This is a genomic window from Microbacterium sp. zg-Y625, from assembly GCF_030246925.1.
GTDB lineage: Bacteria > Actinomycetota > Actinomycetes > Actinomycetales > Microbacteriaceae > Microbacterium > Microbacterium jiangjiandongii.
Genome location: NZ_CP126740.1, coordinates 561,090 through 575,461 on the forward strand (window position 1 = coordinate 561,090; position 14,372 = coordinate 575,461).

Below are 14,372 nucleotides of genomic sequence, written 5' to 3' on the forward strand. Positions count from 1 at the left end.
CTCACTTGTTCTCCTCCTCGGCTTCGGCGATCGACGCCTCTTCCTCTTCGTGGATCTCTTCCAGCAGTGCGATCGCCGAGGTGTCCAGCTCCCCCGAGATGCGGCCGGTGACGACGCCGAGGTCGACGTCCTGGTGGGCGCCGAGGTAGGCGTCGATCACCGACTTGTCCTGCATGACGACGTCGGGCGGGCCCTCGGCGACGATCCTGCCCTCGGCCATGACCACGACCCAGTCGGCGATGTGGCGCACCATGTGCATGTCGTGCTCGACGAAGAGCACGGTCATGCCGAGTTCCTTGAGGTCGAGGATGTGATCGAGCAGGGACTGGGTGAGCGCCGGGTTGACCCCCGCCATCGGCTCGTCGAGCATGACGAGGTTCGGGTCGCTCATGAGGGCGCGCGCCATCTCGAGGAGCTTGCGCTGACCGCCCGAGAGCGAGGCGGCGTAGTCGTCGGCCTTGGCATCCAGCTTGAAGCGCGCCAGCAGCTCGCGCGCCTTCTGCTCGATCTCGGTCTCCTGCTTGCGCCAGAGGAACGGCAGCATGCTCGTCCAGAAGCGCTCGCCGATCTGCTTGGTGGCGCCCAGCTTCATGTTCTCCAGCACGGTCAGCAGCGACAGGGCCTTGGTGAGCTGGAACGTGCGCACCTGGCCCATGCGGGCGACCTTGAAGGAGGGGATGCCGGACAGCTGCTGGCCGTCATAGCTCCACGAGCCGGAGTTGGGCTTGTCGAACCCGCACAGCAGATTGAACAGGGTGGTCTTGCCGGCGCCGTTGGGCCCGATGAGCGCCGTGATGGCGTTGCGGGGGATCTCCAGGTGCTCGACGTCGACGGCGGTGAGGCCGCCGAAGCGTCGGGTGATGTTGTCGGCGATGAGGATCGGGTCGACCTTGGCGACGCCGGGTACGGGCTCGCCCTCGGCGAGGCCCCCGGTCTTGGGGCGGCGGATGCTGCCCGTCGACGGCGGCGGCTCGGGCGGGGTGTCGGGGGTGTTATTTGACAAAGGTCAGCTCCCTCTTGTTCCCGAGGATGCCCTGCGGGCGGAAGATCACGAGCAGCATGAGCGCGACGCCGACGAAGACGAAGCGCAGGGTGCCCGCCTGGATGGGCGAGATCGGCAGGACGCCCTGTGCGGCGAGGGCCGGCAGCACGCCGTCGAGGAACGCCATGATCACCCAGAAGATCACCGCGCCGAGGGCCGGACCGAAGACCGTCGCGGCGCCGCCGAGCAGCAGGATCGTCCAGATGAAGAAGGTGAGGCTCGTGGTGTAGGTCGCCGGCACCACCGCGGAGGGCAGCGCGAACACCACGCCACCCATCGCGCCGAAGATGCCGCCGAGCACGAGCGCCTGCATCTTGTAGCCGAAGACGTTCTTGCCGAGCGAGCGCACGGCATCCTCGTCTTCACGGATGCCCTTGAGGACACGACCCCACGGGCTGCGCATCACCAGCCACACGATGAGGATCGCGATGGCCAGCAGGCACACGCCGAACACCCGCACCCACAGCTCGGTGGCGGTGTACACCCACGGCCCGAACCCGTACGTCCCCTCGGGGAAGGGGTTCGCCGCGCGGAAGCCGGCGTGGTAGCCGCCGAGGCCGTCGGCGGAGTTGGTGTACTCGTCGAACGCCGTCGTGGTGAACAGCAGCCGCACGATCTCGGCGGCCGCGATCGTCACGATGGCGAGGTAGTCCGCGCGCAGCCGCAGCGTCGGGATGCCGAGGATGAGCGCGAAGACGCTCGCCGCGACCATGCCGACGAGGATGCCGAGCCACCACGGCAACCCGAACGACAGGATCGAGATCGCGTAGCTGTAGGCGCCGATGGCCATGAAGCCCGCCATGCCGAAGTTGAGCAGTCCGGCGTAGCCGAAGTGCACCGCGAGGCCCGTCGCCGCGAGGGCGTAGGCGATCGTCGTCGGGCTGAACAGCCACCCCGCGGTGTTGTTGAGAATGCCTCCCCAATCCATGGTCGCCTCCTATCCGAGTCTCTCTTTGCGGCCCAGGATTCCCTGGGGCCTCACCAGCAGGATCAAGATGAGGACGACCAGCGCCCCCACGTACTTCAGGTCCGACGGCATCCAGAGGGTCGACACCTCGACCAGCAGCCCGACGATGATGGCGCCGACGAGGGCGCCGAACGCGGTGCCGAGACCGCCGAGCGTCACCGCGGCGAAGATGAGCAGCAGGATGTGCACACCCATGTCCCAGCGCACGCCCGGGCGGAAGTAGCCCCACAGGATGCCGGCGAGGGCGGCCAGGGCCGCCGCCATCATCCAGACGATCCGCACCACCCGGTCGACGTCGATGCCCGACGCGGCGGCGAGGCCGGGGTTGTCGGAGATCGCCCGCGTGGCCTTGCCGACGCGGGTGCGCAGCAGCCAGACCGCCACCGCCACGATGACGACGATGCTGATGCCCATCGACATGAGGTTCACCGGCGACAGCTGCACCGCACCGAACAGCTGGATCTTCGCCGAGCCCGCACCCGGCAGCTGCACCGTGGAGCCGCCGAAGTAGAACTGGTAGAGGTAGCGCACGGCCAGCGACAGACCGATGCTCACGATCATGAGGGGCACGAGCCCGATGCCCTTGCGCCGCAGGGGCCGCCAGAGACCGGCATCCAGCACCCATCCGAAGGCCGCGCCGACGATCACCACGATCGGGATCGTCAGCCACATCGGCACCTGCCAGAAGACCCCCAGGATCACCGCGACGATCGCGCCGAACGTCACCATCTCGGCGTGGGCGAAGTTCGTCAGGCCCGTCGTCCCGAAGATGAGCGAGACGCCGATGGCGGCCAGCGCCAGCAGCAGGCCGAAGTTCAGGCCGTTGATGATGCGCTCCACCAGCTGGTCGACGAACGACGTGGTCTCACGCACCCCCTCGCCCAGGAAGAGGTTGACGATCTTCGAGCCGGTGAGGCCGAACTCCACCTCCTGCGACGCGGACTCGCCTTCGACGATCACGCCGTCCGGCAGCGTCGATTCGTCGACGATGAGGGTGTAGGTGTCCTTCTCCGGCACGTACAGGCGCCAGCGTCCGTCGGCGCCGGTGATGGTCTCGGCTTCGAAGCCACCGCCCTCGACCGCGACGGTCACGTCCGGCACCGGTTCGTCGTCGAAGGTGATCACACCGCCGAAGTAGAAGTCGGTCTGCTCCTGGTCGCCTCCCGGAGTGTCCGGGGCATCGCCGGCCGCGTACGCGCCGGTGGGCGCAGCGAACAGAGCCATGGCTGCAGCGAGAAGGAGACCGACGAGAACGCCCACCCATCCGGTGCTGCGCCGCTGCGTCATGGTCGTGGGACTCACGGAACCTCCGCTTCGGGTACGGGAGGCCAGAAGCGCGGGTTCGACATCAGCCTCGGTGTACGACGCTATGAGCGTAATGTGTCGGTTCTGTTTCGCCTACCGTACGTTCTCATCCCGTTTTCGTCGGCGCGGCAGGTCCTCCCGGGCGCGGCACTGCACTACGCGCGCGGGAATGCAACGCGCGCGCAGGCACTTACAATCAACAGAGGCGCCGCACCGCGCCGGCCGTCGTCGTCCACTCGAGAACGCGCCGCGCGCGCAGGAGACACACCTATGGAGCACAACGACCCGTTCGGATTCGTCGGACTGACCTACGACGACGTCCTCCTCCTGCCCGGCCACACCGACGTCATCCCCAGCGAGGCGGACACGTCCTCGCACGTGACGCGGAACATCACGGTCGCGACGCCCCTCATCGCGGCCGCCATGGACACCGTCACCGAAGCGCGCATGGCGATCGCCATCGCCCGCGAGGGGGGTCTCGGCATCATCCACCGCAACCTCTCCATCGAGGATCAGGCGGCCATGGTCGACCGGGTCAAGCGCAGCGAGTCGGGCATGATCACCGACCCGATCACGACGACACCGGACGCGTCGATCGAAGAGGTCGACGCCATGTGCGCGCAGTACCGCATCTCGGGCCTGCCGGTCATCGACGACGACGGGCGCCTGGTGGGCATCATCACCAACCGTGACATGCGCTTCGTCTCCGGCTTCGAGCGGCAGACCACCAAGGTGCGCGAAGTCATGACCAGCGAGGGACTCATCACCGGCAAGGTCGGCATCGGCGCCAACGAGGTCATCGCGCTGTTCGCCCACCACCGTGTCGAGAAGCTGCCGCTGATCGACGACGACGGCAAGCTCGCGGGCCTCATCACCATCAAGGACTTCGACAAGAGCGAGAAGTACCCCCTGGCGACCAAGGACGAGCAGGGGCGCCTGCGCGTGGGCGCGGCGATCGGCTTCTTCGGCGACGCATGGGAGCGTGCCGAGGCGCTGCGCGACGCGGGCGTGGACGTGGTGGTCGTCGACACCGCCAACGGGCAGTCCGCGGGCGTCATCGACATGGTGCGGCGCATCAAGGCCGACCCGACGTTCGACCACATCGACGTCATCGGCGGCAACGTCGCCACCCGCGAGGGTGCCCAGGCGCTCATCGATGCGGGCGTGGACGCCGTCAAGGTCGGCGTCGGTCCGGGATCGATCTGCACCACGCGCGTGGTCGCGGGCGTCGGCGTGCCGCAGGTGACCGCGGTGTACGAGGCGTCGCTGGCCGCCCGCGAAGCCGGGGTCCCGGTGATCGCGGACGGCGGGCTGCAGTACTCCGGCGACATCGCCAAGGCTCTCGTCGCGGGAGCGGACAGCGTGATGATCGGGTCGCTCTTCGCCGGCACCGACGAGTCGCCGGGCGAGATCGTCTTCGTCGGCGGCAAGCAGTACAAGCAGTACCGCGGCATGGGGTCGCTGGGTGCCCTGCAGACGCGCGGCAAGAAGACGTCGTACTCGAAGGACCGTTACTTCCAGGCCGACGTGCCGACCGACGACAAGCTCATCCCCGAGGGGATCGAGGGGCAGGTCGTCTACCGCGGACCGGTGTCGGCGGTGGCCTACCAGCTCGTCGGAGGCCTGCGGCAGTCGATGTTCTACGTCGGCGCCCGCACCGTCGAGGAGCTGAAGGCGCGCGGCAAGTTCGTGCGGATCACCCCCGCCGGGCTCAAGGAGTCGCACCCCCACGACGTGCAGATCGTGGTGGAGGCCCCGAACTACCGCGCCTGACGCTCGCGAGTGAGTATTCGTCGCGCCGAGTGAGTATTCGCCGCGCCGAGTGAGTATTCGTGCTCGCGAGTGAGTACTCGAGCAGCGCCTCAGCCGAAGAGTCCGTCGACGAGCGCGCGGCGCGTTCGTCGCGCTCACGCTGCATGCGGGCGAGGGGATCCTCGCGCCTGGCGTGACCGCGCGGCTCCGCCGGAGCGGCCGCGGCCGATGCAGGCACGGCGGGGATGCCGGAGGGCGGGGTGGGTGCTTTCTGGAATGTGCCGCAGCGTCGCGGTCGGGCCGAGCGGTCGCATCCATGCGGCGGACGCCGAACCGGTGGCATCCGCGCCGCAATGCTCGCAGATCTCCATCATTCGGTCTGGACCGAATCGTGGCGATGTCCGATGGACCGGCGCGGTGATGCTGCGCTCGTTCCGCCGCGGGCGCGAGATTTACTATCGGCGCACGTCTCTGGGCGACAGCGTCGCCTTCCCGGATGCCCACGCCCTCAGCCCGCGATGACCGCGGCGCTGCACCGCCGCCAGGACACTTACTGGGCGTCGGAGACCGGGCTAGCCTGACCCCGTGATCCGGAGCCCGCGGTCGGCGAGCCTGTCCACGCGCCGGATCGAGGCATTCACCGACGGCGTGTTCGCCATCGCGGCGACGTTGCTCGTACTCGACCTCACCGATCATTCGCTGGGCGAGGTCGACTCCGAAGCCCAGATGTGGGCGGCGCTGGGCGACATGTCGAACCTCTTCTTCAATTTCGCGCTGAGCTTCGTGCTGCTGTGCCTGCTGTGGCGAGTGCACGTGCAGCAGTTCGAGCATGTCCAGCGCGTGGACACCACCGTCATCTGGCTCAACAACGCGCGGCTGCTGTTCATCGTGCTCGTTCCGTTTGCGACGAATCTGACCACCGAGTACTCGGAATTCGTGGCGGGCCGACTGGCCATGCCGGTGAGTTTCTTCCTCGCGATCCTGTGCAGTGGGCTGCAGTGGGAGTGGATGGCACGCCACGCCGACGTGATGCTTCCCGAGATGACGACGGCGGACGTCGTCGCCTTCGGCCGCGCCTCGCGCAGCGCCCTCATCATCAGCGCCGTGGTCGTCGCGCCGGCGCCCTGGGTCGGGTCCTGGGCATTCCTGCCTGTTCCTCCTCGACGGCGTCTTCACTCGGGTACTGCGCCGCAGGGCCGCCTGATCCGGGGTGGATGCCGGCGGGGTGAATGCCGACGGGGGGACCAGTACTCACTCGGCACCGCGAGTACTCACTCGGCGCCGCGAGTACTCACTCGGCGCCGCTAATACTCACTCGGCACCGCGAATACTCACTCGGCAGCCGGGGGAGAGGGGGCGGGTAGGCTGGAGGGGTGAGCATGGAGATCGAGATCGGCCGCGCCAAGCGGGCCCGCCGCGCGTACGCCTTCGACGACATCGCCGTGGTGCCGTCGCGCCGCACCCGCAACCCCGAGGACGTCTCCACGGGCTGGGCCATTGACGCGTTCCAATTCGACATCCCGGTTCTCGCAGCCCCCATGGACTCCGTCGTCAGCCCCCGCACCGCGATCATGCTGGGCCAGCTCGGTGGCCTCGGGGTGCTCGACCTGGAGGGCCTGTGGACGCGCTACGACGACCCGGATCCCCTCCTGGCCGAGATCGCGACGCTCGCCGACGCCGAGGCCACCCGGCGCATGCAGGAGCTGTACGCCGAGCCCATCAAGCCTGAGCTCGTCCGCGACCGGCTCGCCGAGATCCGCGCCGCCGGTGTCACCGTCGCCGGTGCCCTCACCCCGCAGCGTACGCAGCAGCTGTACGAGACCGTCGTCGCCGCCGGCGTCGACCTCTTCGTCATCCGCGGCACGACCGTCTCGGCCGAGCACGTCTCGAGCGTCGACGCTCCCCTGAACCTCAAGAAGTTCATCTACGACCTCGACGTTCCCGTCATCGTCGGCGGCGCCTCGACATACACCGCCGCGCTGCACCTCATGCGCACCGGCGCGGCGGGCGTGCTCGTCGGCTTCGGCGGGGGGGCGGCATCCACCACGCGCGCCACCCTCGGCGTGCACGCGCCCATGGCCACCGCCGTCGCCGACGTCGCCGGCGCACGCCGCGACTACCTCGACGAGTCGGGCGGCCGCTACGTGCACGTCATCGCCGACGGCGGTGTCGGCACCTCCGGCGATATCGTGAAGGCGCTGGCGATGGGGGCGGATGCCGTCATGCTGGGCGTCGCCCTCGCCCGGGCGACCGATGCTCCCGGCCGCGGATACCACTGGGGCCCCGAAGCGCACCACTCCCGGCTGCCCCGCGGCAGCCGCATCCGCGTCGAGCAGAAGGTCAACCTCGAGTCCGTGCTCTACGGCCCGGCCACCGTCGCCGATGGCACCGCGAACCTCATCGGCGCGCTGAAGAAGTCCATGGCGACCACAGGCTATTCGGATCTCAAGGAGTTCCAGCGCGTCGAGGTCGTCGTCGCGCCGTACCGGTCCAGATGAGCGTGAGCAATCCGTCGACGGGCCCGGCGACCACGCCGGCCCCTGAGCCGGTGACGGCGCCCGACGGCGGCGCGGCCGCCGGTGCCGGCGTGCTGCCGCAGTTCCCGCCCACTCTCCGCGAGGTCATGCTGCGGCCGTGGTGGCTGGCCATGCTCGTGTTCGCGCTCGCCGTCGCGGGGGTCTTCGCCTGGCTCGGCCAGTGGCAGCTGGGGAACGCGATCGACAGCGACCCGCCGCCCCCCGGCATGACCGAGGAGCTGCGGCCGCTGGCCGAGGTCGCCGGTCCCGGCGAATACCTGTCCGAGCCGCTCGTCGGCCAGCGGGTGGAGGCCGCGGGGCGCTGGATCCCCGGGGACTTCATCCCGGTGGCATCCCGCTTCAACGACGGGACCGAGGGTTACTGGGTCACCGGCCAGCTGCGGCTGGACGAGACCACCGCGGGCGCCGGCGACCCGACGTCACTGGCCGTCGCCGTGGGCTGGGCGCCCACTGAGGCCGACGCCCAGGCGGCGATCGCGACCCTCGAAGCCGATGCCGAAGCCGACCCGGGAGCCGTCGTGCAGCTCACCGGCCGTCTGATCTCCGACGAGGGGCCCGGGGTTCCGCCGAGGGGCGCGGACCCGCAGACGATGACGCGGATGTCACCGGCGGCGCTGCTGTCCCGCTGGCACGACGTCGACGGACTCGAGGTGTACCGCGCCTACCTGACCTCCGCGGAGCCGCTCGGCGGACTCGAGGCCATCGCGTCGCCCGCACCGGTCGAGGGATCGAACGTCAACTGGCTGAACATCTTCTACGCGGCCGAGTGGGTCGTGTTCGCCGGGTTCGCGTTCTACATGTGGTACCGCCTCGCGCGTGACGCATGGGAGAAGGAAGTCGAAGAGCTCGAGGACCAGCAGGCCGCGGCATCCGCTCCCTGACCGCTCGAAGGCCCGCCCCGACGGCGCCCGACGGCGCCCGGCGGCGCGTGGGCGACGGTGAACGCGACGGTAGGATGGAAGCCATGCCGGCCCCCAAACTCGCGTCCTTCCCAGCGATCCGCTCGGCGCTGAAGTTCTACCAGATCGCGTCGGTGATCACCGGCGTCGGGCTGCTCCTGCTGCTGGCCGAGATGATCTTCAAGTACACGCCGCTGCATGTCGAGCTGTTCGCCGGCGGGTCCGGCGGCCTGCTGTGGTTCGCGACGGTCATCGTCGGCCCCGACTGCCAGTGGTTCTCGCTCTTCATCCCGGGCAGCGACCAGTGCGAGATGATCTCCACCGGCGACGGTCTCAACCTGTCGCTGGGCATCCTCATCGTGCACGGCTGGTTCTACGTCGTGTACCTCTTCGCCTGCTTCCGGGTGTGGAGCCTCATGCGCTGGGGCTTCGTGCGCTTCCTCCTCCTCGCCCTCGGCGGTGTCGTGCCGCTGCTGTCGTTCTTCATGGAGGCGCGCGTCGCCCGGGAGGTCACGACCTACCTCGCCGAGCGGGAAGCCGCTGAAGCTGCGGCATCCGCTCCCATCCCCGCCACGGAAGGCAACCGTTGACCGCTCAGACCGAAACCTCGCAGCGTCCCGTGCTGGTCGTCGATTTCGGCGCCCAGTACTCCCAGCTCATCGCCCGGCGCGTCCGCGAGGCCGGTGTCTACAGCGAGATCGTCCCTCACACCGCGACGGCCGCCGAGATCGCCGAGAAGCAGCCCGTCGGCCTCATCCTCTCGGGCGGACCCGCGTCGGTCTACGAGCCCGGCGCCCCGAGCCTCGACCCGGAGGTCTTCGACCTCGGGGTCCCCACCCTCGGCATCTGCTACGGCTTCCAGGTGATGGCGCAGGCCCTCGGCGGCGAGGTCGCCAACACCGGGCTGCGCGAATACGGCGCGACGGATGCCACGCTCTCCGGCGACGGCGGCGTGCTGCTGTCGGGGCAGCCCGCGCAGCAGAACGTCTGGATGAGCCACGGCGACCAGGTCGCCGCCGCCCCCGAAGGCTTCGAGGTGCTCGCCTCGACCGCCGCCACCCCCGTCGCCGCCTTCGCGAGCGACGAGCGCCGCATGTACGGCGTGCAGTGGCATCCCGAGGTCAAGCACAGCGACCACGGCCAGAACGTGCTGGAGAACTTCCTGCACAAGGCCGCGGGGCTCCCCGCCGACTGGAACAGCGGCAACGTCATCGCCGAGCAGGTCGCGAAGATCCGGGAGCAGATCGGCACCGGCCGCGTGATCTGCGGGCTCTCCGGAGGCGTCGACTCGGCCGTCGCCGCCGCGCTCGTGCACAAGGCCGTCGGCGATCAGCTCGTGTGCATCTTCGTCGACCACGGACTGCTCCGTAAGGGCGAGCGGGAGCAGGTCGAGCAGGACTACGTCGCCTCGACCGGCGTGCGCCTGGTGACCGTGGACGCGCGCGAGCGCTTCCTCACGGCGCTTTCGGGCGTGAGCGACCCGGAGCAGAAGCGAAAGATCATCGGGCGCGAGTTCATCCGCACGTTCGAGCAGGCCGAGGCGGCGCTCGTGGCCGAGGCCGCCGCCGACGGCGAGCCCATCCGCTTCCTCGTGCAGGGCACGCTGTACCCCGACGTCGTGGAGTCCGGCGGTGGAGCGGGCACCGCGAACATCAAGAGCCACCACAACGTGGGCGGGCTTCCCGAGGACCTGCAGTTCGAGCTCGTCGAGCCGCTGCGCACCCTCTTCAAGGACGAGGTGCGGGCGATCGGCCGGGAGCTCGGGCTCCCCGAGGTCATCGTCGGGCGCCAGCCGTTTCCGGGCCCCGGCCTCGGCATCCGGATCGTCGGTGAGGTCACCGCTGACCGCCTCGAGATTCTGCGTGACGCCGACGCCATCGCCCGCGAGGAGCTGACGAAGGCGGGTCTTGACGACGAGATCTGGCAGTGCCCCGTGGTGCTCTTGGCAGACGTCCGCTCGGTGGGCGTGCAGGGTGACGGCCGCACCTACGGCCACCCGATCGTGCTGCGCCCGGTCTCGAGTGAGGACGCGATGACGGCGGACTGGACGCGCCTGCCGTACGACGTGCTGTCGAAGATCTCGAACCGCATCACCAACGAGGTGCGCGAGGTCAACCGGGTCGTGCTCGACGTGACGAGCAAGCCCCCGGGGACCATCGAGTGGGAGTGAGTCGGTGACGGATGCCGCGGCCTGAGGGTCGCGGCATCCGTCGTTTCCGGGCGGGCGGGCGGGCGCGGCGCCGCGGTTCGGGGGAGACCCAGGGCGCGTGGGGGAGGATGGACGGATGAGTGAATCCGCGCTGCCCGACGCCGACTACCTCGTGCTCGCGAGCCGCCTGATCCCCGACCGCGACGGCGGCTTCACCATCTCGGTGCTGCGCCGCGCCCGCGATATGGCCGGCGCCGGCGCCCGCGTGCGCCTGCTGACCGTGGATCCGGGGGACCAGGAAGACCACGACCGCGACCGCGCGGAATGGGTGCGCCGGGGGCTGCTCGGCGCCCCCGAAGATCTGCGGAACCTCTTCGACGACGCCCGGGCGGATGCCGCGTGGCTGCGCGCCGCGGCGCTGCCGCTGCCTGCCCCCGCGGCGGCCGCCGACGCCGGCAGTCGCGCCATCCGCGACGCCGCGGGCCGCACGGTGCTCGAGCTGCCGGTGATCGCGGGCGACCCCGCGTGGCACCTGAGCGAGTCCCCGGTCGTGGTGTGGTCCGAGGACGGCAGCGCGCCGGCCGGGTGGCTGCCCGGCTTCGGCGCGCTGTACCGGGCGTGGCTGAACGCCCTCGCGGCCGAGACCGCGGGCGACACGGTCGTGATCTGCGAGGCGCGGCAGGTGGGCGAGGTGCTGGTGGCAGAGGCGGCGCCGCAGCTGGAGCCCGGCATCCGGCTGCTGCACACCACGCACGCCTGTCACGTGCAGGCCCCGTTCACGTGGGATGCGCCGATGGATGCCGCCTGGACGCGCTGGTTCGCCGTCGCCGACCGGTTCGACGGCGTGCTGTGGCTGACGGCGAGCCAGCAGGCCGACGTGGAACGGCGGGTGAGCGGCATCCGCTCGTCCGTCGTGCCGCATCCGGCGCCGGCGGGGCTGGCGAACGATCCGGTGCCCGGCCGCATCGTGATGCTGAACACGCTCAGTGCCAGAAAGCGCGTGGACGACGCGATCCGTGCGCTCGCGACGGTGCGGGCCTCGGTGCCGCATGCCGAGCTGCACGTGTACGGCGACGGACCGGAGCGCGCCGCCCTCGTGGCCCTCGCGGAGTCGCTCGACGTCGGCGGAGCGGTGTTCTTCCACGGGCACACCGCCGACCCCGAGACGGCCTGGGCGACGGCGGACCTCTTCGTGCTCACGAGCACGAACGAGGGGCAGCCGCTGGTGGTGCTCGAGGCCCTCGGCCACGGGGTGCCGGTGGTCTCGTACGACATCCCCTACGGCCCCCGCGACACCCTCGCCCGCGGCGGCGGCATGCTCGTGCCCGACGGCGGCGTCGATGCCCTCGCCGGCGCGCTGACGGCGCTGCTCACGGGTCCCGGGGTGCGCGCGTGGCTCGCGGATGCCGCCCGCGCCGCAGCCGCAGGGATGGATGCCGCCGCCTCGATGCGCGCCCTCGCCGCCGCGGTGCGCGCCGCCCTCGCCGCCCCGGTGCCGCGGCCCGGCCGCTGACCCCGCCGGGCCCGCGCCGCAACGAGAAAGGGCCGCCCCGGAGGGCGGCCCTTTCGACGAACGACGCGGGTGTTACTCGCTGCCGCGCAGGATGGCGAGCATCCGCAGGATCTCGACGTACAGCCACACGACGGTGACCATGATGCCGAAGGCGCCCATCCAGGCGAACTTGCGGGGGGCGCCGTTGCGCACGCCCTGCTGGATCTGGTCGAAGTCGAGCACCAGCGAGTAGGCCGCCAGGATGATGACGAACACGCCGATGATGACGCCCCACGGAATGCCGAAGAGGGGGCTCGGCGCGCTGTGCAGGCCGAACATCATGCCGGCCGGCACGACGCCCACGAGCATGAGCACGACGTTCAGCAGCGAGAAGACGAGGTAGCCGACCATCGCGATCATGAAGATCTTGGTGGCCTTCTTCGACGCGCGCACCTTGCCGCTGGCGAAGAGCGCGAGGGTCACACCCACGACCGCGAGGGTCGCGAGGGTCGCCTGCATGACGATGCCGGGGAAGACGAACTCGAAGTACGCCGAGATGCCACCGACGAACAGACCCTCCATCGCGGCGTAGCCGAAGATGAGGCCGGGGCGGATCTTCTTGCGCGAGCTGAAGATGACGACCATCGACAGCACGAAGCCGCCGAGGGCGCCGATGATCCACGGCATCATGGTGGGGCCGTTGTCGGGGAGCGGCGACAGCGTCCAGATCCAGCCGACGACGGCCGTGGCCACCAGGATCGCGAAGAGGCCGACGGTCTTGACGACGGTGTCCTCGACGGTCATCCGGTCGGTCTCGACGGCGCCGGCGGACGGAGCGGCGTACATGCCCTCCATCTGCGCCTGGGCGGCGACGTCGACGCCCTGGTGCTGAGCGGCGGCGTACGGGGTCTGCGCACCGGGAGTCGTCGGCGGCGTCAAGCCGGGACGCTGCTCCTGGAACGCCGGGTTGGCGAATGCGGGGTTGTTGAGGGCCACGTGCTCTCTCACACTCCAAAGTCGGGTTTGCGACACAGCGCCGTGCTGTGTGCACCCCACAGTAACGGACGCGTATGACGCGAGCGCGGAATATCGCTGTGAGCGAGCTTTGAAGGCATGATGCCACAGCCCCGAGCGGCCCCGCTCCGGGTCGCGCGTAGCCTGGGGGGATGCCGCGCCCCCGTCCGCTCATCATCGGTCACCGCGGCGCACCCGGCTATCGCCCCGAGCACAGCCGGTCGTCGTACGACCTCGCGCTGGCCACCGGCGCCGACGCCGTCGAGCCCGATGTCGTCGTCAGTCGCGACGGGGTGCTCATGGTGCGGCACGAGAACGAGATCTCGGGCACGACCGACGTCGCCGACCGTCCCGAGTACGCCGACCGGCGCACCACGAGGACCATCGACGGCGAGGAGCTGACCGGGTGGTTCACCGAGGATTTCACCGCCGACGAGCTTTGCGGCCTGCACTGCCGCGAACGGCTGCCGAAGCTGCGTCCTGCCAGTGCCGCCTTCGACGACCGGGAGCCGGTGCTGCGCCTGCGGGACGTGCTCGACCTCGTCCGAAACGCGGCCCGCGCCCAGGGTCGGCCCATCGGCGTCGTGGTCGAGATCAAGCACGCCACCTACTTCGCCGGTCTCGGGTGGGACATCGCCGGCCTCCTCGGGGAGGAGCTGCGCGCGGCGGGATGGGACGACGCAAAGCTGCCGCTCATCATCGAGTCGTTCGAGTCGACGGTGCTGGCGGACCTCCGCCGAAGCGGCATCCGGGCAGACCTCATCTATCTGCTCGAGGCGGAAGGCAAGCCCTTCGACCTCGTGGCGGGGCTGGGTGCCGACGCTCCCGACTACCGCGACACCGTCACTCCGGCGGGGCTCGACGCCCTGGTCGGACGGGTCGACGGCATCAGCGTCGACAAGCGCATGATCCTCGCCCCCGACGCGCTCGGCCGCCCGACGGGGCCGGCGCCGTTCGTCGCCGACGCCCACGCGCGGGGCCTGCGCGTCTTCACCTGGACTGCCCGCCCCGAGAACGCGTTCCTGCTGGCGCGCTTCCGCAGGCACGGCGGCAAGGCCGCGTTCGGGGACTACCAGGGGGAGTGGCGCGTGCTGGCGGATGCCGAGGTCGACGGCGTCTTCGTCGACCACACCGACCTCGGGGTGGCGTTCTTCCACGGCGGCTGAGATCTCGGTTACCGCCGGTCGGCGGCGAAATCGCGACCCTCCGCTAGGG

The 14,372-nt window shown here is 70.2% G+C and carries 12 protein-coding genes; 8 read left to right on the forward strand and 4 right to left on the reverse strand.

Annotated features, from left to right (window positions below; all coding sequences use genetic code 11):
• Nucleotide 1: 1 nt before the first annotated feature.
• Genes QNO14_RS02475 through QNO14_RS02485 form a run of 3 tightly spaced genes read right to left on the reverse strand, consistent with a single transcriptional unit; the run spans nt 2 to nt 3,296 of the window.
• Entirely contained in the window at nt 2-949 is a 948-nt protein-coding gene (locus tag QNO14_RS02475) for an ABC transporter ATP-binding protein (protein WP_257506731.1), read from the reverse strand.
• A 43-nt stretch (nt 950-992) separates the two neighbouring features.
• A complete protein-coding gene (locus QNO14_RS02480) occupies nt 993-1,970 on the reverse strand; it encodes a branched-chain amino acid ABC transporter permease (protein ID WP_257494798.1) in 978 nt (325 codons plus the stop codon).
• A gap of 9 nt (nt 1,971-1,979) precedes the next feature.
• Nucleotides 1,980-3,296, reverse strand: coding sequence for an ABC transporter permease subunit (locus tag QNO14_RS02485; RefSeq protein ID WP_374114003.1), 1,317 nt, complete (start codon nt 3,294-3,296; stop codon nt 1,980-1,982).
• A gap of 288 nt (nt 3,297-3,584) precedes the next feature.
• On the opposite strand from QNO14_RS02485, the gene guaB reads away from it, so the two are divergent.
• From guaB to QNO14_RS02520, 7 genes are all read left to right on the forward strand, one after another.
• Nucleotides 3,585-5,087, forward strand: a complete 1,503-nt coding sequence (gene guaB / locus QNO14_RS02490; protein ID WP_257494796.1) for an IMP dehydrogenase — start codon at nt 3,585-3,587, stop codon at nt 5,085-5,087.
• A 564-nt stretch (nt 5,088-5,651) separates the two neighbouring features.
• Nucleotides 5,652-6,374, forward strand: coding sequence for a TMEM175 family protein (locus QNO14_RS02495; RefSeq protein WP_257506638.1), 723 nt, complete (start codon nt 5,652-5,654; stop codon nt 6,372-6,374).
• Nucleotides 6,375-6,445: 71 nt separating this feature from the next.
• The gene (locus QNO14_RS02500) at nt 6,446-7,564 is read left to right on the forward strand and encodes a GuaB3 family IMP dehydrogenase-related protein (protein WP_257506732.1); all 1,119 of its coding nucleotides are present in this window, start codon (nt 6,446-6,448) and stop codon (nt 7,562-7,564) included.
• A 125-nt stretch (nt 7,565-7,689) separates the two neighbouring features.
• On the forward strand, nt 7,690-8,484 hold the full coding sequence (locus QNO14_RS02505) for an SURF1 family protein (protein ID WP_257506733.1): 795 nt from the start codon (nt 7,690-7,692) through the stop codon (nt 8,482-8,484).
• Between the two features lie 83 nt (nt 8,485-8,567).
• The gene (locus tag QNO14_RS02510) at nt 8,568-9,092 is read left to right on the forward strand and encodes a DUF3817 domain-containing protein (RefSeq protein WP_257506639.1); all 525 of its coding nucleotides are present in this window, start codon (nt 8,568-8,570) and stop codon (nt 9,090-9,092) included.
• Nucleotides 9,089-10,672 carry a glutamine-hydrolyzing GMP synthase gene (gene guaA, locus QNO14_RS02515; protein WP_257506640.1) on the forward strand — a complete coding sequence of 528 codons (1,584 nt, stop codon included), beginning with the start codon at nt 9,089-9,091 and terminating at the stop codon, nt 10,670-10,672. Before QNO14_RS02510 ends, guaA begins: the two co-directional genes overlap by 4 nt.
• A gap of 115 nt (nt 10,673-10,787) precedes the next feature.
• Nucleotides 10,788-12,164, forward strand: a complete 1,377-nt coding sequence (locus QNO14_RS02520) for a glycosyltransferase (RefSeq protein WP_257506641.1) — start codon at nt 10,788-10,790, stop codon at nt 12,162-12,164.
• 72 nt (nt 12,165-12,236) lie between these two features.
• Here QNO14_RS02520 and QNO14_RS02525 read toward each other — a convergent pair whose 3' ends face one another.
• Nucleotides 12,237-13,139, reverse strand: a complete 903-nt coding sequence (locus tag QNO14_RS02525; protein WP_257494891.1) for a Bax inhibitor-1/YccA family protein — start codon at nt 13,137-13,139, stop codon at nt 12,237-12,239.
• 170 nt (nt 13,140-13,309) lie between these two features.
• On the opposite strand from QNO14_RS02525, the gene QNO14_RS02530 reads away from it, so the two are divergent.
• Complete coding sequence (locus QNO14_RS02530; RefSeq protein WP_257506642.1) at nt 13,310-14,323, forward strand: glycerophosphodiester phosphodiesterase family protein; 1,014 nt, start codon at nt 13,310-13,312, stop codon at nt 14,321-14,323.
• Nucleotides 14,324-14,372 lie beyond the last annotated feature (49 nt).